This window comes from Pseudomonas sp. MIL9 (genome assembly GCF_016887925.1).
GTDB classification, from domain to species: Bacteria; Pseudomonadota; Gammaproteobacteria; order Pseudomonadales; family Pseudomonadaceae; genus Aquipseudomonas; species Aquipseudomonas mohnii.
Map to the genome: position 1 here is coordinate 18,381 of NZ_JAFEHE010000012.1, position 19,322 is coordinate 37,702.

Genomic DNA, 19,322 nt, shown 5'->3' on the forward strand with positions numbered 1-19,322 from the left:
GCAATCAACTTCCAGTGCGCTTTGCGCCAAGCCAGCCAAGGGTTCGAGCAGGTAGTTTGGTGTCGTGGGTTAGACGTTCGTCCTGACCTTCACCTGGATAACAACAAGATTTCTGGTGACCCATGAGTACAGTAGATCCGATCACCCTGGCCGTCGTGCGAGGCGCGCTGGAAACCGCGCAACGTGAAATGACCATCACCCTTGAGAAAACCGGTCGTTCGAGCGTTTTCAACCTGGCTCACGACTATTCGAATGCACTGTTTGACCACCTTCCGGAAATGATCCTGCAAGGCCAGGACATCCCGATTCACCTCGGCTCGCTGATTCCGGCGATGAAATGCGTCGCCGGCTTCTTCGGTGATGACGTCGAAGAAGGCGATGTGATTTATCACAACGATCCGGCCTACATGGGCAGCCACATCCTCGACTGCTGCATGTACAAACCGGTGTTCTACCAGGGCGAGCTGGTGTTCTGGGCCGTTTGCAAAGGCCACCTGACCGACATCGGCGGCCCGGTGCCCGCCGGCTATAACCCCGATGCCAAGGAAATCTACGCCGAAGGTTTGCGCATCCCGCCGGTGAAACTGTGGTCGCAGGGCAAGCGCCGCGAGGACGTGATCAACCTGCTGCTGACCAACATGCGTGCCCGTGCCTATCAGGAAGGCGATCTCAACGCTCAATACGGCGCCTGCAACGTTGGCGAACGGCATTTGCTCGAATTGCTCGATCGCTATGGCGTGGAACAGGTGCGCGCGTGCATCGCCGAGTTGAAGGACATGGCGGACCGCCACATGCGTGCCCTGCTGCGTGAGGTGCCGGACGGCTTTTACACCGGCACCGCGGTGCTGGAAGACTCGGGCCATGGGCTGGGCGAACTGTCGATCACCGCGCAGGTGGAGATTCGGGGTGATGAAGCGCACATCCTCATCGAAAGCCCGCCCCAGGTGCCCTATTTCATCAACTCGTACGCCGGCAACTCGGTGTCCGGGGTTTACCTGGGGCTGATGATGTTCGCCCAGGTGCCGCCACCGTATAACGAAGGGCTGTACCGCTGCGTGTCTGTCGATCTGGGCCCACCGGGCACCCTGTGCAACGCCCAGGAACCGGCGCCCCACGTCAACAGCACCACCACGCCGATGGAAACCCTGGCCGATGCGGTGCGCCAAGCCCTGGAACAAGCCGCTCCCGACCGTGTGACCGCCTCCTGGGGCCACGCCAGCGGGATCAACATTGCCGGCCACGACCCGCGCAATGGCAACGACGAGTACGTGACCATGGTGCTTGCGTCGATCATCTCCGGTGCCGGTGCGAACAAGGCCATGGACGGTTGGCCGGCGTGCGGTCCGCTGTGCTGTTTCGGCGCGCTGATGTCCGGTGACATCGAGTTGCTGGAGTACTCCTACCCGATCCTCATCCATCGCTACAGCCTGATGACCGACAGCGGTGGTGCCGGCGAATTTCGCGGTGGCTCGGGTACGCGCATCGAAATCGAACCGCTGAACCACGCCATGACGGTGGTGGGTTTTGGCGAGGGTCGGCAACTGCCGACATCGGGTGCCGCGGGCGCGAACAACGTCTTGCTCGAACCGAAACTGGGGCGGCTGATCCATCGCAAGGCCGATGGTGAGGAACAGTCCTTCATCTACAACGCGCAACTTACCGCGCAACCGGGCGAACGGGTGATCAACGTCAACCCTGGCGGCGGTGGCTACGGCAATCCGTTGCGTCGCCCGGTGGCCAGCGTTGTCAACGATGTGCGCAACGGCCTTGTATCCCGCGAAGGCGCGCGCCTGGAGTACGGCGTGGTGATCGATGGCAATGGCCAGGTCGATGACGCCGCGACCCGCGCCTGCCGTGCGGCGAACTAATCGAGCCCGGCCCCTTTGAGCAATCTGGAATCCCTCATCATGAACAAGCAACAATATCGTCTGGGCATCGACGCCGGCGGCACCTTCACCGATTTCATCCTCGCCGACCGCAGCGGCAACGTTCAGCTGTTCAAGGCACCCTCGACACCCCAGGACGGCACGATCGCGATCCGCAACGGGCTGGCGCAAATTGCCGATGCCATTGGCCGCACGCCGGCCGAGATCATTGGCGACTGTGACCTGTGCATCAACGGCACCACCGTGGCCCTCAACGCCCTGATCGAAAAGACCGGGGTCAAGGTTGGCCTGCTGTGCACCGACGGCCATGAGGACAGCCTGGAAATCCGCCTGGGCCACAAGGAAGACGGGCATCGCTATGACGCCAGCTACCCGCCGGCCTACATGCTGGTACCCCGCCACCTGCGCCGGCCCATCGGTGGCCGAATGCTCAGTGACGGCAGCGAATACGCCGCGCTCGACGAAGACGCGATTCGCCAGGCCATCGAGTATTTCCGCGAGCAGGACGTCAAGGCCGTGGCCATTTCCTTCGTCTGGTCGGTGCGCAACCCGGACCATGAATTGCGCGCCGCCGCAATGGTACGCGCGGCATTGCCGGGGGTGTTCGTCTGCACCGGCAGCGAAGTGTTCCCGCAGATCCGCGAATACACCCGCACCTCGACCGCCGTGGTCAACGCGTACCTGAGCCCGGTCATGGGCCGCTACATCGAACGGATCGACGCGCTGTTCGAGGAGCTTGGCGCGCAGCAACCGACGCGCTACTTCCAGTCCAACGGCGGCCTGGCGCCGGGCGTGGTGATGCGCGAGCGGGCGGTGAATGCCATCAACTCCGGCCCGGCCTCCGCGCCGCAAGCCGGGTTGTGCGTCGCGCAGCCGTTCGGCATCGATAACGTGATCACCGTGGACATGGGTGGCACCTCGTTCGACATCACCCTGAGCAAATCCGGGCGCACCAACTTCAGCAAGGACACCGATTTCCTGCGCTATCGCATCGGCGTGCCGATGATCCAGGTGGAAACCCTCGGGGCCGGTGGCGGCTCGATTGCCTACCTTGATGACTTCGGCATGCTCCAGGTCGGTCCGCGCAGCGCGGGTGCCAACCCCGGACCGGTGTGCTATGGCAAGGGCGGCACCGAGCCCACCGTGACCGACGCCAACCTGGCCCTGGGCTACCTGGCCGACGGCGCGCTGCTGGGCGGCAGCATTCGCCTCAATCGCAAAGCGGCCATCGACGCGATCCGCAGCAAAATCGCCGAGCCATTGGGCATCAGCGTCGAACGTGCGGCCATCGGCATCATCACCCTGGTCAACCTGAACATGGTCAGCGGCATTCGCCGGGTCTCGGTAGAGCGCGGTTATGACCCGCGGGACTTCGCCCTGATCGGTGCGGGCGGTGCGGCGGGCATGCACGTCATGCGTCTGGCCGAGGAAATCGGCAGCCAGGTGGTACTGATTCCGAAAGTGGCTTCCGGGCTGTGCGCCTACGGGCAGATTCTCTCGGACATCCGATACGACCAGTTGACCACCCTGCCCATGCGCCTGGACGACGATCTGGTCAACCTGCCCCTGCTCAATCAGACCCTGCGCGACTTGCGCGAGCGCGGCATGAACAACCTGCGCGACGATGGCTTCGGTGCCGACAACAACGTGGAGTGCCTGTACAACCTGGAAATCCGCTACCTCGGCCAGATTCACGAATGCAGCGTCGAGCTGACCTGTGATCAACTGGATCAGTCGAGTCTGGTGGCCTTGCGTGAGGCGTTCCACACGCGGCACAAGGCACTGTTTTCCTACAGCGAGCCTGAAAGTCCCGCCGAGCTGGTCAACCTTGAGTGTTCGGTGATTGCCCGTCTGCAACGCCCACCGATGCCGGAACTGCCGGCGCCCGACGAAGACGCCGCACCCCAGGCGAGCAGCTACCGCTCGATGCTGTTCAGCGCTCAGTCGTCCTGGCAGGAAACCCCGGTGTACAACGGTGACCGGCTGCAATCCGGACAAAGGGTGCGAGGCCCTTGTGTGATCGAGGAGTCGACCACCAACATCGTCGTTCCTCCGGGCTGGCAGGCGACGCTGGCGCCCTCGGCCACCTACCGGCTGACGCCTGATGATTGACCGCCCGTAAGCATTGGCAAATGATGGCAAACCAGCGGTGCCGAGGGTTCTCTACCTCGGCACCGTCCTCATAATAAAAAGATACGAGGGCCGCCATGGCGTACAAACTTTCCACCCGCTCCTGGCCCGACAGTCAACGCCAGCCGCTCTGGGCCCAGGCCATCGGCAGCGCCTATTTCCCTTTGTCCCTGGAGTTCGCCCCCAGCAGCACCTTCAGCGGCAGCCTGCAGATCTGGGAAACCGGCAGCACCCCGCTGACCCTGTCACGCTTGCGCTCCAGTCAGCTGGGCTATTCGCGCAGCAAGGCCCAGGTCAGTGAAGATCATGAAGCCTGCTACCTGGTCACCGTGCCGCGTCGCAGCGAAGTGCATTTCGAGCAGGACGGCCGCGCCCTGCATTGCCAGCCCGGCGGATTCATCTTCGAACGGGGCGATGCCCCCTACCGCTTTCACTATGCCAGCGACAACGACCTCTGGGTGTTCAAGCTCCCCGAACGCGCGTTGCATGGCCAATTGCGCGGGGCCGAACGCTACACCCGCTTCTGCTTCGACGCCAAACGCGCACTCGGGCGGATTTTCGTCGATCAACTGGCGATGTGTGCCGCCCGCTTCGACGAATGTGACGAACCCGCCCGCCACATGCTGTTGGAGCAGGCACTTTCAACCTTGTTAATGGCCTTGCGCGACGATGAGCGAGTGCTCAGCAGTGAAAGTTCGAACCTGGCAGCCATGCATTTGCAACGCATCGAACATTACGTCGACAAACAACTGGGCAACCCGGACCTGGCGCCCCAAGTGATCGCACAGGCGTGCGGTCTGTCCGTGCGCTATTTGCACAAACTCTTCAGCAGCACACCATACAGCCTCGGGGAATGGATTCGTCTGCGCCGCCTCGAAGCGGTCCACCGAGGCCTGCACGACCCCAATTGCCACCTGTCGATCGGCGAACTGGCCATGCGTTGGGGGTTCAGTGACCAGGCGCAATTCACCCGAAGCTTTCGCCAGCATTTCGGCTGCACCGCCAGGGAAGTGCGCAGCGGTGCCGCGCGGACACCGGGTGTATCGAAGCCGTGTGTCTGAGCCGGGATTCAGATCCCGGCCCTTGACCATCAAGGATCGACCTGCCCCATCAGTTCGGCCACCGACTCCTGGCGATTGGCGTAGCGCTGCGCCAGGACCGCACAGACCATCAGTTGAATCTGATGGAACAACATCAGCGGCAGGATCAACACGCCGATGGTGCTGCCGGCGAACAGCACCTGCGCCATCGGCACGCCGGTGGCCAGGCTTTTCTTCGAGCCGCAGAAAAGAATGGTGATGCGGTCTTCCTGATTGAAGCCAAAGGCCTTGCCCAGCACGGTCGACGCCGCCAGCACCAGCCCCAGTACCACGCAGCAGGCGACCACCAGCCCCGCCAGGTCCCGCAACGGAATCTGGTGCCAGATGCCTTCGTTCACCGCTTCACTGAACGCCCCGTAGACCACCAGCAGAATCGAGCCCTGATCGACGAACTTCAGCCAGCCCTTGTTGCGTCCGACCCAGGCGCCGATCCAGCGTCGTGCGATCTGCCCGGCAACGAACGGCAGCAACAGTTGCACGCTGATTTTCACAATCGCATCAACGGTCGAGCCGCCGTCGCCGTGCACGTTCAACAGCAGCGTCACCAGCAATGGCGTCAGGAAAATCCCGAACAGGCTGGACGCCGCCGCGCTGCAAATCGCCGCCGGAACGTTGCCGCGTGCCAGGGAAGTGAAGGCAATCGCCGACTGCACCGTAGCCGGCAGCGCGCAGAGGTAGAGCATGCCCATGTACAGGTCATCACCGATCAACGGCGACAGCACAGGCTTGAGCACCAGGCCGAGCAGCGGAAACAGCACGAAGGTCAGGCTGAACACCAGCAGATGCAAGCGCCAGTGACCGGCGCCGGCGATGATCGATTCGCGGGACAATTTGGCGCCATGCAGAAAAAACAGCAGGGCAATGGCGATGTTGGTCAGCCAGCCAAAGCCTACCGCCACCTGGCCACTGGCAGGCAGCAAGCTGGCGAGTAGAACCACGCCGACCAGGGTCAGGGTGAAGTTGTCGGGTAAAAAGCGCGGGCGCGTCATCGGGATCATCCGGTTTTGCCAGGAAGGTATCGGCGACTCTAACCCGCTGACGGATTACCGACTAACGCTAACAAGCCAGCGGATGTCGGCTAAAGGACATGCCGACCATGTCAGTTGAAGCTCATGCCACTCCGGCGCCTGACCTCTGAGGAATCATTTCGCCACTATTCAACTGACAACCTCTTCATTTTTCTATAGATTCCTGTCGCATTGCACCTGCGAGGCAGGGACCGCACATGAGGACCGGCATTGGCTACAGCACGGGCAACGACCCATCGGGCGCTGTTTTTCCAAGTACTGGCCACTGCGCAGATCGCTACGCTTTTCCCGCCTATTTTCAGGTTCGAACCTGCCTCCCCTACTTCTGAATGACTAAGGAACGTCATGATCGACTCAGTAGTTTCAATATCCGAACAAGCGTTTTTCAGTATCGTCACGTCCGCGCTGGAAGCCTACAAACTGGAACATGTCTTGACCAACGGCGACTCGGCGGCGGAGGTAGAAACGTTCGGGCATTTGTGGGGGTACTGTCAGCGAACCATCGGCACCCAGACGATGTATCGAGTGGTACTGGCAGACACTTCCACCGCCGTTGAAAGAGATCAGAACTCCGTCATTTATACCGATGAAGCTCAGGACCTGAAACAAGGCTTCATTGATACGTTTTTCCCGGAAGTTTGCTATCTGGGGGACTATCACAGTCATCCGTACAGTCACGAGAATGACGAGATCAAAACCGAACTCGAACTTGAACGAGGTCACTACTACCGATTCTCCGACGCGGATTTCCGGTCCGTCAAAGCCTTGCAGGACGATGCACTGGACTATCGGGTCGGCCTGGTTGCCACCGTGTTCGAGCGTGAGCGGAAGGTCAAGCGAACGCTGAAAAAACTGGATGGTGAAAGCTGCATCCGGTTTCAATACCTGAACATGACGATCTGGTTGAAGGCTTACGTCTGGACCTCGGACGACAACATGAACTATCGACGCAAGGCGGACAAGATGGTGCGCCTGGTCTGTCCGAGTTTGAATTTATTGGCCGAATGATCAAGGTCTGCTCAGGGCTGCCGACACAGACACTGGCGGTCCACGACCCGCTCTAAAGCGCAGCGGGTCAAGCGACGCTTGATTGTTTATGGATGTTTATCATTTCAAGGCCGAATACCATGTCATCGAAAGATTCACTTCTGAGTCGCCTTCGGCCTCAGTTCACTGAAGGCCTGGATATGCCGGGCAACGCTGTAAAACCGACCCCGCCACCGTCTGCGGACTTCAGATGTACCCCGCCACGCTATACGCTCAATGAAGACGTCGTTCTATCAGAATCGGTACGCGCTCAACTCGACGAAGCGCTATTGAAAATCGAGCACTATCAGAAAATTTACGTTGAATGGGGTTTCGGCGCGGTGGATCCGGCAGGGAAAAGCCTGATCCTGAACTTCTATGGACCGCCCGGCACAGGCAAGACACTCACCGCAGAAGCCTTCGCCGGGAGTCTTGGCAAAAAAATCATGCTGGTGAGCATTGCCGATCTTGAAAGCAAGTTCATGGGCGATACCTCAAAAAACATTGTCCAGGTCTTCGAAGCGGCAAAAGCCGAAGACGCTGTGTTGTTTTTCGACGAGGCCGATACGCTGCTCGGCAAGCGACTGTCTTCTGTTACCCAGGGAATCGACAACGAAGTCAACGCGATGCGCTCGACGTTATTGATCGAACTGGAGCGCCATGAAGGCATCGTGATTTTCGCGACAAACTTTGCCAAGAATTACGATTCAGCCTTCGTCAGCCGCATTTCCCAACACATCATGTTTGAACTTCCGGGTCATGATGAACGGCGCAACATCTGGTCGAAAATGCTGGTGCCAGGCATACCGCTTGCTGATGACCGCGACATGATCCTCGACAGTGCCGCTCAATTATCCGAATCACTTTCAGGTCGAGAAATTCGCACCTGCATGCGCTTGGCTTTGCCCAAGGCGCTGGTTCAATCCACCACTCCCCGCCTGTCGGCAAGCCATATCCAGGCAGCCATCGATCAAGTTCGGACAGCTGTTGCAGAGTTGGGCTCAACCGCGACCCATCACGCCTCGAATTCAAAATTGGACGTTGCCAGAAAACTGCTGGGCGTCAGCTAAAGGAGTAGAACATGGGATTTTTCAGTAGTTTGGGCAGTGCGATTTCCGGCTTCGTCTCGGATGTGGTCGATACCGTGGCCAGTGTGGTTCCGGCGGTCATCAACAAGGTCAAGGAAGTAGCGGTCAAGACCATCAGTTGGCTGGCGGATGAAGCCGAAACGTTTGTCGGCGACGTACAGAAAATATGGCAGGCGGTAAAACCTCACATCAGCAAGGCACGCGTCGCCTTGACCACGCTGGCGAACCTTGCGCCATGGCCGGTGGTGAAATTGATGGCCCAAGGCCTGGAACGCGCACTGGCGTTTCTCGAAAACATTGAAAGCCACCCGCTGATGGGCCAACTGAAAAAGGCCATCGACTGGGTTATCAAGCATGCCAAGGACATCAAGGAAAAAGTCCTCAACGACATCGAAATCAAAGAAGCCGAAGCACGAGCAGAAGCCTTTCAGGCAGCCATGCAAGAAGTGCCTGCCGCTGAACAACCCGCCGTACGCGTGGCTGCTCTGATCAACAGTTACATGCTGGTGCGCGCAAAAATCCTCAAAGCCGTGAACGCCGGTGAAGTTGAAGACTTCAACCATTACCTGCGGGTGAGAGCTGCACAAAAATTGCTGGCGTTCTACGAAAAGAGCATGACGTCGATCGAAACGCTGGCGGACGTCAATAACGACATGATTGCGTTGATGGACATTTCAGCCTGCCTGATCTCCAGCGCACCAAGCTTGACGATTGAGCAAGCCAGAACGCTGGATCAACTGACCACCCAACACTTCGGTAAATCAGTCATTCCGTTCGTCTTCGAAGAAATGATCCTGGCCTGGAACGTAGACCTTGAGAAGCTCGAGGCAAACTGGAAAGAGCTGAACCAGACTCTGGCCCGCGACAAAATCCTGGCTAAACGACTGACCCTGGCCAAACGTCTGGAAACCCTTACTCCGGAAGAACAGGTCGTTCTCAATGACCTGCTGAAATCGGTCGACACCGACGCCGTCAAGTTGCAAACGCTGGAAAATTCCGTTCGTGAGAAGTGCAATTACGTATATGCATCCGAAGGCTTTCTGCAACTGCTCGAGAAAGGAGAAGAGGGTCTCACGGCAGAGGGCAAGGGCTATATGATCGAGCGTAGCAACGAGGTGGGCAAACTCATCATCGATTGCGCGCAAAATCAAAAGAAATGGGATGAGCTCACGCAAGACCAGCAAGCGCTGATCGTCGACTTTGCGAACATATTCGAAGAAGACTGCCGCGCACGAACCGAGGCCTTTACCCTGGTCGAGGTCGCGGCATGATTGTCGATGTCCTCAACTTTCTGACACCGAGCAACGAACCCATCCAGATTGCGTTTTCCTCGATCATTGTCGTGGGCGTACTCAGCACTATTGTGTGGGTAAAGATCAAGGCCCGGGAGAAATCCTGGGAGATGAAATGGCAGGGTAAAAAAGACCAACAGCAGGATACGACGCTCGAGGTCGAACACGGTTCGATTCATGAACTCAGCCAGGCCGTAGCAACCACCGCAGAGAAAATTGCCAACATCATGCCCGGCATGCTGCTGATACTGGGCCTTCTCGGGACCTTTTTGGGATTGGGTCTGGCGCTGGACAAGGCCTCGACGATTCTGCAGAACAGTGGTGGCGCATCCGTCGGCGCGATGGGCGGTGCCATGCAGGACCTGACCTCGATGATGCAAGGTCTGGGCACCAAATTCAAAACCTCTACCTGGGGGATTATCGCGTTTATCCTGCTCAAGGTCTGGGAGTCGATCAATGGCTTCGAAGACCGCCGGCTGATCTGGTGCATCGGCAAGATGAAACGCGAGTTGGACAACACGCGCCAGCAACAGGAAAAAGCCAAGGCCGGACAAGCCGAATTCCTTCAAGCTTCGATGATGGGATCAGCCAAGGTTATCGTCTCGGCGCTGGCCGTCCAGACCGAATCCATGAAAGCCGAATGGCGGCGCATGGCCGAGCAGCGCCTGCAAGCGGACCAAGTGCAAAACACTCGCTGGCAGGCCCATTTCGAACAGTTGAACGACGGTATCGTCAACCTGGCAAGGGTGGCCACGGCCACGCTGAATCGCAGCAATGAGCACCACACAACCGCTGAGAAAAGCCTCGTTCACCTGGCAGGCATTGCCCAATCGTCGGATCAAACCGTGTCGGCCCTCAGTGCCCAGACAGCGTCGCTGATAGATCAATCGCAGCGGATCAACGAACAGCGCCTGCAGGCGGATGAGACGCAAAATGCTCGTTGGCAGCACAATTTCGAGCAGGTCAGTCAAGGCGTCGTCGATCTGGGCACCGGGGTTGCAGCAGTCCTCCAGCGCGGTGAAGAACACCACGCAACCGCTCGGGAAAGTCTCACTCACCTCACTGAAATTGCGCGCTCGTCGGATCAATCCCAGGCAGCACTGCGTCAATTCACGCAGAGCAGCCAGGACAACCTCGCCGCCCTGCAGCAAGCAGGCGCCAACATGGGCGATGCCGCGCTGAAGGTCGGCGCATCGGCAAGCGATCTGCAAGTCGTGGTCAATGACTTGAGCAATCAGATGACCGTGGTTCTGAACGGTGTCAAAGACGGCCTCAACGACACGCTGAAAACGATGAACGATGACTTCAGCGTAAACCTGCAGAAAATGGGTTCGGATCTTGAAGGCGCGACAGCTGGATTGTCGGTGGTCATGAATGAGGTCAGCGTAAGTCTGGACTCGACCATCCGGAGCATGAGCAATGACCTCAAGGTCAACCTGTCGAACATGTCGACTAACCTCGACAAGGCAACCGACAACATCTCCACGTCCATCGTTGACATGTCCGGCTCCGTTAACGCGGCCATGAATGAAGTGGCGAAAAACATGAAATCCACCGCCAACATTCAGATCGAGAGCAGCGAAGAGTTCAAGGAAATCAGCGGCAGCCTCAACGCCAGCGTCATCACCATGACCTCGATGGTCGAGAAGGTGACAAAGGACATCAAGTTGAGTCTGACGGCTGTTTCGCAGAACGGTCAGCGCATGGCGGATCTGGACAGCCGATATGCCAATGTCAGCAAAATGCTGGAGCAAATCCCGGACACTCTGAAGACGCTGGCCTCGGCCCCTGAGCGTCCCGTACCGGATCTCAAACCGCTCCAGGTCTCCCTGGATCAGCTGAACCATGCCGCCGCAAGCATTCGTGAAGCACTCTGCGCCAGGCAAGAAGCCGAGGTCCTGGAGCAAGCATGAAGGACAAACCAAACGAATGGGTATCCATCTCTGACCTGATGGCCGGAGTGATGGCGGTGGTCATGCTGCTGCTGGTGGTGTCGGTACTGCAGAACCAATTTGCGGAACTCAAGCGCCAGGAGGAAAAGAACAAGAGCCTGGTGACCGACCAGGAGCGGCTTAGCGGTCTTTTGCAGGAGATGCAAAAGGCACTTGCCGACCAGGGGGACGCCGGGTTGGTTTCATTCGACCTGGCGGGCGGCAAGATCACCCTGGGTGACAAGATGTTCGCTCGCAGCAGCGCCTGTGTCACCGATGAAGCTCATCGTGAACTCAAACTCTTGAGCCCGAAAATCGCCGCTTTCATCGACACCTCCAGTCAGGCCCAGATTTTGGTCGAAGGCCATACCGACAACATCCAGGTGGGTCGGCCAGTGACTGACTTCGCGAAATACTGCACGGTGTATGACGATAACTTCACCCTCTCCGCCGCTCGGGCACGCGAGGCGCGTAAGTTGTTGATCGAGATGCTGGGAGAGCAACAGGCCAAACGGGTGATCGTTGCAGGCTACGGAGACTCACAGCCCTTGCCGAACATCGATCCTTCAGACGAGAAGAATCGCCGGGTTGAAGTTCAGTTTGTGAATAAACCCGAACATCAGGCCAGACTCTAGTGGCGGTTGTACGGGCTCAACCCCGGTGAGAGATATCTGAACGAAGAGTGCGAATCGCAAATCAGGCAGCGCACACACCCGTCGATGGCCCCCTTCAGGGCACCGTTCAATATCCCTGTTGAACGGTATCCTGCCCCCCCGACTTCACTGGGATTCTTTAACGCCACGGGCGCAGCTCCGCCCATTTCCCCTCCAGCCACCCTGCCCTGCGCACGCTCAATGTTTGGTTGCCGCATTTCGGGCACCGCTCGTACCAATCACCTGGCCCCAGGCAATCGCTCTGGGGCGCCGTGACTTTCTTCCAGCCGCATTTGCCGCATGCAAAAGTGAACGGCTTGGGCTTTATTGGCATCCTCTGTCCCTCAAATAGTCATTTCATTCCAGCGCTCGACTCAGCAGCGAGCGCCATGATCCCCAGGCAACGCCTGCGCCCTTACGTCTGCGGGACCAGCGCCTGCAACAGCACCAGCTTTCGCGTCAGTTGCTCGACGTGCGCTTTTTCTGCGCGCAGGGCGGAGCGAAGCTCCTTGTTTTCCATTTCCTGGATCCGCGCCCAGCGCATCGAACTGCGGCAATCGAGCATCATCTTCCAGATGCCGCGCAGTCTCAGATACTGTAGCGACAAGGCCAACAGGATCATCCCGAGTAACGCCAGAGCCAGCAGCGAAAACATGTCCAACATGTCCATATCCATTTCCTTCATGAGTCCAATCAACGTCAAAGACAGGAACACGATATGTAGCGTTGAGCGACAGGTCTAGAATGTAGACTTATACAGGTAAACAATTCGAGCAGATGAGGTGACCATGAAACGCATGCAAGACATCAAGCAGGTTCGCTGGGACCTGGCACTTCGCTATCGCTTGATCGAGACGGTTGCCTGGTGGGAAGGCCGGCTGACCACGGGGCACTTGATTCAGAGCTTCGGGATCAGTCGTCAGCAGGCATCGAAGGACATCAATACCTACATCACCGAACATGCGCCCAAAAACCTTACATATGACAAGCACCTCAAGGGCTACGTACCGAGCAAGCAGTTCAAGCCGCGGTTCATCGACGACAGTGCCAATGCCTATCTGCATCTGCTGAACCAGACCCATTCCCGAGCGCCGCATATAGAAGGGCTCGCCCTGGCGTATGCCCACACGCTGGTCCTGGAGGTGCCCGACCGCACGATTCGTCCCGAAGTGTTGCGCCCATTGCTCAAGGCTTGCCGCGACAGCGAGGTGATTGCAGTCGAATACGTGTCCCTGGCCAACCCGGAACCGGAAACTCGCCTGATTGCACCTCACACCCTGATTTACACCGGCATGCGCTGGCATGTCCGGGCCTATTGCGAGAAAAATCGTGAGTACCGGGATTTTGTGTTGAGTCGCCTGCGTGGCCAACCGGAGTTCGAACGCAAGACCGACAATCTCATCGACGAAGACGAGGACTGGAACACGGAAATCGCTGTGGTCATCGAACCCGACTCACGTCTCAAGCCGGCCCAGAAAGCAATCATCGAAGCGGACTTCGGGATGGCGGAGGGCGTGCTGGTCATTCCCACACGCCGGGCCTTGGTCAAATACGTGTTGCAACGGTTCCAGATCGACCCGAAAAAACACGACCCCAAGGCAGCGGCCCAGCAGATCGTGGTGAAGAACCTGGATGAGTTGAAGCCATGGCTTTACGAGTGAGTCATCCTTGCCGGGCTCGCGACGCATTCTGACCACGGCTGCATTCATCGTGTCCTTTCTCATGTGTCAGGACACCTTTTATGCGCTCCACATTCACTCCGTTCGCCCCCGACAACCAGCGTGCCGCCGATACGTGCCCGCTTTCCCTGAAGTGGTGCTTCCAGCTGCTGCTGGAGCTTGGCGGTCACCGGAATTTTCTCGGTCGGCACGGTTTCAACGATGACGACCTGGCGCTCGGGCTGGGCCTGGAGAAATGGGTCGACGATGATGAGTACAATGCGGCCGAGGCATTGACCACGTTGCGTCAGGATGCGCGCAAGTTTCAGGCCGCTCATCCACAAGCCTCCTATCCTGATCGCCTGGCAAGCAATCTCGGCGAATTGGGGGCGTTGTTGAACCTGAGCGAGGCCGAGTTGCGAATACTCGGCTTCTGCGTACTGATGCACAACGATCCGGTGCTGAGTGACGCCACCGATCAATTGGGGATGCTGGGCTTCAAGCGCGCAATGAAAGTGTTATCGGTACTGTTGGGCCTCACCCTGCCGGAGGTGGAGGCAGGCCTGGGGCTTGATAGCCCGCTGATCCGGGCTGGCTTGCTGGAAATCGGTACCGGCCACCGCGTATCCATGGCATTGAGTTCCATACTCCTGGTGAGCAACACCCAACTGCCCGCGATGCTGCGATACAGCAAGGGCACCCCGCTGGAGTTTTTTTCTTATGCATTCCGCTTGAGCCCGCCGGGCAGCTTGAGCCGAGAGCACTACAGCCATGTCAAACGCCCCCTGGATATCGCTCAACGCTACCTCGCCAAGGCCCTGGTGCAAGGCAAAGCGGGTGTGAATATCTTGCTCTACGGGCCACCGGGCACCGGCAAGACGCAACTGACCCGCTTGCTCGCCAAGAGCCTGGACAGCGCGCTGTATGAAGTGGCCTGTACCGACCGCGATGGCGATCCGGTGTTTGCCAAGCAACGATTGTGCTCCCTGCGCGCGGCCAATAGCGTATTGCGCTCACAACGGGCGCTGTTGGTACTCGATGAGATCGAAGACATTTTCCTGACTGTCGGCGCAGACGCCAATGCCCGCTCCCATAAGGGTTGGATCAACCGCATGCTCGAAGAGAATTCGCTGCCGTGCTTCTGGTTGAGCAACAGCATCGAGGCCATCGACGCCGCCCACATCCGTCGCTTCGACTTGGTGATCGAGGTGTCTAACCCGCCACAGGCGCAGCGCAAACGGATGTTGCGTGAGTGTGTCGCCGGCAAACTCAGCGACGAGTTGGTCGAACACCTTGCGGCCAACGAGCAGGTCACCCCGGCGGTCCTGGAACGCGCAGTACGGGTGGGCCACAGCGTCTCGAAACGCGCAGGCACCATGCTCGACAGCACGATCCGCTGCATCATCGACGGTACCTTGAAAGCCCAGGGTTTTGACAAGCTGCAGCAGGGCGATGGCAACGGCCTGCCGGCCTTCTATTCACCGCAATGGATCAATGCCGACCTGCCCCTCGCCGGACTGGTCGATGGTTTGCGCACCCACCCCCATGCACGGCTGTGTTTCTACGGGCCGCCAGGAACCGGCAAGACCGCTTTTGGCCGCTGGTTGGCGCGAGAGCTGGGCAAGCCATTGATGGTCAAGCGCGTGTCCGATCTGGTCTCTCCCTACGTAGGGATGACCGAACAGAATCTTGCCGGAGCCTTCGAACGCGCGCAGCAGGAAGACGCGGTCCTGCTGCTCGATGAAGTCGACAGCTTTCTGCAAGACCGCCGCAATGCACGCCAGAGCTGGGAGATCACCGCGGTGAATGAAATGCTCACACAAATGGAGAGCTATCGCGGGCTTTTCATCGCCTCCACCAACCTGATACAGGACTTGGACGAGGCTTCCTTGCGGCGTTTCGATCTGAAGGTGCATTTTGGTTATCTGAACCAGGTCCAGGCCCTGGCCTTGTTTGCAGCGCATCTGAAGGCGCTGAACCTTGAAGACCCGGAACACTCCGCCGGCCAGCGGCTACGCGGTGAAGGGCGTTTGACGCCTGGGGATTTTGCCAGCGTGGCACGACGGGCACGGTTCAAGCCATTTTCGAACGCTGAGGAAATGGCACAGGCGTTGCTGGCCGAGTGTCGACTGAAGTCTGCCAGCCTGCAGCGCCCCATCGGGTTCATCCAATGAGTGCGCCTTGAAGGGTCACGCCGCAGTCCGGGTGCTATCCGAACGCCTGTTCGAGCAGGCGTGGCAGAACCTCTGCCGCCCTGCCGGTGAGGCTGAATTCGCGATCCCCTGCCACAGCCTCCGGTTGCAGATTGATGTGTACGACCTGTGCGCCCTGTTGCAAGGCCATGCGGGGAATCTCCGCCGCCGGCTGCACCAGTCCGGACGTCCCGACCGACAGCAGCACATCACAATCCTTCGCTGCCGACACGGCCTTGCGCCACACGTCATCCGGCAGCGACTCGCCGAACCAGACGACGCCAGGCCTGACCTTGCCGTTGCAATGCCGGCAACGCGGCGGCTCGATGCGACGCCCCTCTTGCGCTTCAACGGGTTGATCGGCACCGAAGCTGTACGATCGCGCGCAGGCAAAACAACGCGGTGAACCCAGGCTGCCATGCAAATGCAGAACGTCGGCACAACCGGCGCGCTCCAGCAAGTCATCAACGTTCTGGGTGACAACGGTCAGCCTGGGAATGCATCGAGCAAGGGTGGCTATCGCCCGATGCGCGGCGTTCGGTTGCGCCGCAAGCACCTTGGCCCGCCGCCACTCGTACCAGCTCCACACCAAGGCGGGGTCGTTGCGGAAGGCTTGGGCAGTGGCCAGCGCTGCGGGATCGAAATGCTCCCACAGCCCGGTCAGGGCATCACGAAATGTCGCGATGCCGCTCTCGGCGCTGAGGCCTGCACCGGAGAAAACCACGACGTGGCGTGCGTTGCGCAACCGTTGAGTCTGGAACTCCATCACGACCTCTTGCGGGCCATCGGTATGGCCGAATCAAGCACTCGGCCAGGACCCGGCTTCTTCGGGTGGGTGTTTGACCGCTGCCGGCAGGCAACGCACGTCATAGCCAACCATAAACAATGCACGCTCCAGCGCCAGCAAGGTCACACTCTGCTGCGCTTGGGCTCGCAGGCGGATCACCTCGCGCAAAAGGCGATTGGTCATCCGTACGAGCTCGGCCCAAGTCTGAGTCGGGTTCGGTTCCCGGGCAGTGCTTCGATACAGCTGGATAAACTGGAAGCCACCCCGGGAGGGATCGCGGGTTTCGACCTTGTTGCTCGGTGTCTTGGTATTGGGGCCCCAGCGAAACGCCAGGTCCGCCGGTACAACGCTCTCTCCAGCGGCTTCGAGCCACTGACGCGCCAACAACCCCAAGGCAGCCCCTACCCGCCCATCGTAGATGATGATGTTCTTCGGGTCAGCGGCGGCGTAGATCTTGGTCATCGCCGAGTTCATCAGCAGGCCCTTGCCATCGAACGCCTTCAACGACTGCGTGCATCCAGGCCGGAGCAATTCGACCGCGGCGAGGATCGAGCCGCACAGGGTCTTGGCCGCCGCTTGCGCCTTGACCCAGACCAGGGAAGCATCGTCCTCCTTTCGCGCGACGCCGCCCCAATCGAATATGTCCAGACAAGCCTGCAGCGCAGCCGCGTGATCGTTTTCGGCCAAAGCGGTGCGAAGTCGGGCCGCGATGCTGGCGAAGTCATGCGGTGCAGCGCTCTCAGGCCAGGAGTAATGCGCTTGCGCCTGAGCCAGGGTCAGGCACCACCAATCGTCGCCTTGGCTTCGCGCGTTCCAGGGTTTCCAGGAGTGATGCGTGGTGGTGAGATAACGGTGCTTGAAAGAGCCTGGCGCGCCTGACCACAACGTCGCCAAATGACGGGCGAAGGCCTGCTGGACTGCACTCAGGCTTCCCGCCGGCGTGACGTCAGCGGCGGCCAGTATGGGCAGCGGATCGACCGAAGCCGTCCCCGCAACCGTGGTCAACCAGACAGCTGTGGGCCGACTAGGTCGGATCCCCACAACGCCCAGTTGCTCAAGAATCGGCAGCAAATAGGTGATATTTCGCGGACCGTACCCCCCTGCCGGCAATCGTCGGGCGATTTTGCACAAGGGGCCAGCCTTGCCATGATCATTGTCAGACTCAATCGTGCAGGGATTGCCCGCATGGTGGCCATTGTCGTGCAGATACTCCACCACCGCTTCGAAGGCTGCCTTGGGAATCACGATCCCTGATTGGCCGGCAAGCACCTTGACCCGATCCGGCGTCACGCTATCGATATCGAATGTTGAGCGCCGGGAAGGCGTTCGAAGGGCTCCCAACGTCCCCATCATTGGCCACAGCGACGAGATTGTCTGGGCTGCCGATTGAATCATGCTGACTTCCTTGCCGAATACGGGATTGAGAAAAATGAGCGGGTGACATTAAGCCTCCCCGCGCCCCTTGCGCAAGAATTCGACCTGCGCCTCCATCGTCTTGTACTGCCGGAACAACTCATACCCTTTCCTGGCGATCACCGCGACGCCCACAGCAGCCAGAATGTTTTTCAGCATGACAGATCCTCCCTTGTTCGATGACGCGAGCATGCGGGTGCGGTGCGACAGATTGAGTCGTGCTGAAGGTAAACCGTTAGCCTCCCTTCACCACTGGATTTTTTTCATACTTTGCCGATAAACCGTGCCGAAGGCCTGAAATCCCACTAAGGCACGACACAAAATGTCGTCGCGTTACAGGACACTCAGTACGACCTGTATTTATCACACGTTTATCGTCCCTCGACTCGAGCGTCCTCGAACATTGATGTTCAGGTTGATTCACGCACACAAGGAAAAGCAATGAACGCGCCTCAAGATCTCAACCGCCTGTATTCCGATGTTTCCGACAGCATCGCCAGCGCCATGGCTAACATTCTGGAGCTCAATGTCGAACACAGGGACGGCAAGCGCGAACTCGGCAACATGACCGAGAAGCTGCGCACCATCCAGACCCGCTTCGATGACGAACTCGTCCAACTGAAGACGCACGCCGAATGGGACATGTTTACCATGGCGTTTTTTGGCGAAACCAACGCAGGAAAGAGCACGATCATCGAGTCGTTGCGCATCCTGTTCAAGGAAGAATCCCGTGAGGCGCTACTGGAGCAAAACGCTCACGACCTGGAGAAATACGAAAAGGCGCTGGCCGAGCATATCGACCGATTGCGTGAAGGCCTCTACAGGGTCTATGAGGAATATGCATCGCAGATCACCACCCTGCGCACCGCAACGGCCCGTCTTTCGGTAATTCTTCAGGAAGAATCAGCTGCCAGAAACCGTATCGCTGAAGCGGAGGCAGAGGCCAGAAAGCGTTTGGCTGAACAGGAAGCCAGTACCCGCTTGAAAGCCGAACAGGAAGAAGCCGCTCAACGATTGCAAATTGCACAGCAAGCATCCAGCGCCAGGATCAAGACCCGGCTGATGGTCTGTACCTTCGGCGCCATGGTGCTGGGGGCAGTCGCTTCGGCCATGTTCCTGAAGCTGGCGGGAGCCTGAG

At 59.0% G+C, this 19,322-nt stretch carries 16 protein-coding genes; 11 read left to right on the top strand and 5 right to left on the bottom strand.

Features of this window, described 5'->3' with window-relative positions; all coding sequences use genetic code 11:
- Positions 1-122 precede the first annotated feature (122 nt).
- From JQF37_RS15025 to JQF37_RS15035, 3 genes are all read left to right on the top strand, one after another.
- Positions 123-1,868, top strand: coding sequence for a hydantoinase B/oxoprolinase family protein (locus JQF37_RS15025; RefSeq protein ID WP_130207233.1), 1,746 nt, complete (start codon positions 123-125; stop codon positions 1,866-1,868).
- Positions 1,869-1,907: 39 nt separating this feature from the next.
- On the top strand, positions 1,908-3,998 hold the full coding sequence (locus JQF37_RS15030) for a hydantoinase/oxoprolinase family protein (protein ID WP_130207231.1): 2,091 nt from the start codon (positions 1,908-1,910) through the stop codon (positions 3,996-3,998).
- Positions 3,999-4,093: 95 nt separating this feature from the next.
- Positions 4,094-5,077: a helix-turn-helix domain-containing protein gene (locus tag JQF37_RS15035; protein WP_130207229.1), complete on the top strand. Its 984-nt coding sequence runs from the start codon at positions 4,094-4,096 to the stop codon at positions 5,075-5,077.
- A 29-nt stretch (positions 5,078-5,106) separates the two neighbouring features.
- Here the strand turns inward: JQF37_RS15035 and JQF37_RS15040 are convergent, their stop codons facing one another.
- Positions 5,107-6,105 carry a bile acid:sodium symporter family protein gene (locus JQF37_RS15040; protein ID WP_130207227.1) on the bottom strand — a complete coding sequence of 333 codons (999 nt, stop codon included), beginning with the start codon at positions 6,103-6,105 and terminating at the stop codon, positions 5,107-5,109.
- A gap of 384 nt (positions 6,106-6,489) precedes the next feature.
- Between JQF37_RS15040 and JQF37_RS15045 the strand changes: the two genes are divergently transcribed.
- The 5 genes from JQF37_RS15045 (at position 6,490) to JQF37_RS15065 (ending at position 12,116) form a co-directional block, all read left to right on the top strand.
- Positions 6,490-7,152, top strand: a complete 663-nt coding sequence (locus JQF37_RS15045; protein WP_130207226.1) for a hypothetical protein — start codon at positions 6,490-6,492, stop codon at positions 7,150-7,152.
- 119 nt (positions 7,153-7,271) lie between these two features.
- Entirely contained in the window at positions 7,272-8,240 is a 969-nt protein-coding gene (locus JQF37_RS15050) for an ATP-binding protein (protein WP_130207224.1), read from the top strand.
- Positions 8,241-8,251: 11 nt separating this feature from the next.
- The gene (locus JQF37_RS15055; protein WP_130207222.1) at positions 8,252-9,529 is read left to right on the top strand and encodes a hypothetical protein; all 1,278 of its coding nucleotides are present in this window, start codon (positions 8,252-8,254) and stop codon (positions 9,527-9,529) included.
- Positions 9,526-11,463, top strand: coding sequence for a hypothetical protein (locus JQF37_RS15060; RefSeq protein WP_189340401.1), 1,938 nt, complete (start codon positions 9,526-9,528; stop codon positions 11,461-11,463). Before JQF37_RS15055 ends, JQF37_RS15060 begins: the two co-directional genes overlap by 4 nt.
- A complete protein-coding gene (locus tag JQF37_RS15065; protein WP_130207220.1) occupies positions 11,460-12,116 on the top strand; it encodes an OmpA family protein in 657 nt (218 codons plus the stop codon). Before JQF37_RS15060 ends, JQF37_RS15065 begins: the two co-directional genes overlap by 4 nt.
- Before the next feature lie 433 nt (positions 12,117-12,549).
- Here the strand turns inward: JQF37_RS15065 and JQF37_RS15070 are convergent, their stop codons facing one another.
- The gene (locus JQF37_RS15070) at positions 12,550-12,804 is read right to left on the bottom strand and encodes a hypothetical protein (protein WP_130207216.1); all 255 of its coding nucleotides are present in this window, start codon (positions 12,802-12,804) and stop codon (positions 12,550-12,552) included.
- Positions 12,805-12,922: 118 nt separating this feature from the next.
- On the opposite strand from JQF37_RS15070, the gene JQF37_RS15075 reads away from it, so the two are divergent.
- Positions 12,923-13,795, top strand: coding sequence for a WYL domain-containing protein (locus JQF37_RS15075; protein ID WP_130207214.1), 873 nt, complete (start codon positions 12,923-12,925; stop codon positions 13,793-13,795).
- 80 nt (positions 13,796-13,875) lie between these two features.
- On the top strand, positions 13,876-15,966 hold the full coding sequence (locus tag JQF37_RS15080; protein ID WP_130207212.1) for an ATP-binding protein: 2,091 nt from the start codon (positions 13,876-13,878) through the stop codon (positions 15,964-15,966).
- Positions 15,967-16,000: 34 nt separating this feature from the next.
- On the opposite strand, the gene JQF37_RS15085 is transcribed toward JQF37_RS15080, so the two are convergent.
- The 3 genes from JQF37_RS15085 to JQF37_RS31715 are packed head-to-tail and all read right to left on the bottom strand — an operon-like array spanning position 16,001 to position 18,343.
- On the bottom strand, positions 16,001-16,750 hold the full coding sequence (locus JQF37_RS15085; RefSeq protein ID WP_130207210.1) for an NAD-dependent deacylase: 750 nt from the start codon (positions 16,748-16,750) through the stop codon (positions 16,001-16,003).
- Between the two features lie 33 nt (positions 16,751-16,783).
- Complete coding sequence (locus tag JQF37_RS15090) at positions 16,784-18,166, bottom strand: hypothetical protein (RefSeq protein WP_130207208.1); 1,383 nt, start codon at positions 18,164-18,166, stop codon at positions 16,784-16,786.
- 48 nt (positions 18,167-18,214) lie between these two features.
- The gene (locus tag JQF37_RS31715; RefSeq protein ID WP_262984242.1) at positions 18,215-18,343 is read right to left on the bottom strand and encodes a hypothetical protein; all 129 of its coding nucleotides are present in this window, start codon (positions 18,341-18,343) and stop codon (positions 18,215-18,217) included.
- A gap of 282 nt (positions 18,344-18,625) precedes the next feature.
- Between JQF37_RS31715 and JQF37_RS15095 the strand changes: the two genes are divergently transcribed.
- Positions 18,626-19,321 (top strand): hypothetical protein, encoded by a 696-nt coding sequence (locus tag JQF37_RS15095; RefSeq protein ID WP_130207207.1) that lies wholly within the window; start codon positions 18,626-18,628, stop codon positions 19,319-19,321.
- The last annotated feature ends 1 nt before the right edge of the window (position 19,322 follow it).

What these genes read in the sequence shown, in the direction of transcription:
- JQF37_RS15025 (WP_130207233.1), top strand. Translation starts at nt 123, where the DNA reads ATGAGTACAGTAGATCCGATCACCCTGGCCGTCGTGCGAGGCGCGCTG.
- JQF37_RS15030 (WP_130207231.1), top strand. Translation starts at nt 1,908, where the DNA reads ATGAACAAGCAACAATATCGTCTGGGCATCGACGCCGGCGGCACCTTC.
- JQF37_RS15035 (WP_130207229.1), top strand. Translation starts at nt 4,094, where the DNA reads ATGGCGTACAAACTTTCCACCCGCTCCTGGCCCGACAGTCAACGCCAG.
- JQF37_RS15040 (WP_130207227.1), bottom strand. Translation starts at nt 6,105, where the DNA reads ATGACGCGCCCGCGCTTTTTACCCGACAACTTCACCCTGACCCTGGTC.
- JQF37_RS15045 (WP_130207226.1), top strand. Translation starts at nt 6,490, where the DNA reads ATGATCGACTCAGTAGTTTCAATATCCGAACAAGCGTTTTTCAGTATC.
- JQF37_RS15050 (WP_130207224.1), top strand. Translation starts at nt 7,272, where the DNA reads ATGTCATCGAAAGATTCACTTCTGAGTCGCCTTCGGCCTCAGTTCACT.
- JQF37_RS15055 (WP_130207222.1), top strand. Translation starts at nt 8,252, where the DNA reads ATGGGATTTTTCAGTAGTTTGGGCAGTGCGATTTCCGGCTTCGTCTCG.
- JQF37_RS15060 (WP_189340401.1), top strand. Translation starts at nt 9,526, where the DNA reads ATGATTGTCGATGTCCTCAACTTTCTGACACCGAGCAACGAACCCATC.
- JQF37_RS15065 (WP_130207220.1), top strand. Translation starts at nt 11,460, where the DNA reads ATGAAGGACAAACCAAACGAATGGGTATCCATCTCTGACCTGATGGCC.
- JQF37_RS15070 (WP_130207216.1), bottom strand. Translation starts at nt 12,804, where the DNA reads ATGGACATGTTGGACATGTTTTCGCTGCTGGCTCTGGCGTTACTCGGG.
- JQF37_RS15075 (WP_130207214.1), top strand. Translation starts at nt 12,923, where the DNA reads ATGAAACGCATGCAAGACATCAAGCAGGTTCGCTGGGACCTGGCACTT.
- JQF37_RS15080 (WP_130207212.1), top strand. Translation starts at nt 13,876, where the DNA reads ATGCGCTCCACATTCACTCCGTTCGCCCCCGACAACCAGCGTGCCGCC.
- JQF37_RS15085 (WP_130207210.1), bottom strand. Translation starts at nt 16,750, where the DNA reads ATGGAGTTCCAGACTCAACGGTTGCGCAACGCACGCCACGTCGTGGTT.
- JQF37_RS15090 (WP_130207208.1), bottom strand. Translation starts at nt 18,166, where the DNA reads ATGATTCAATCGGCAGCCCAGACAATCTCGTCGCTGTGGCCAATGATG.
- JQF37_RS31715 (WP_262984242.1), bottom strand. Translation starts at nt 18,343, where the DNA reads ATGCTGAAAAACATTCTGGCTGCTGTGGGCGTCGCGGTGATCGCCAGG.
- JQF37_RS15095 (WP_130207207.1), top strand. Translation starts at nt 18,626, where the DNA reads ATGAACGCGCCTCAAGATCTCAACCGCCTGTATTCCGATGTTTCCGAC.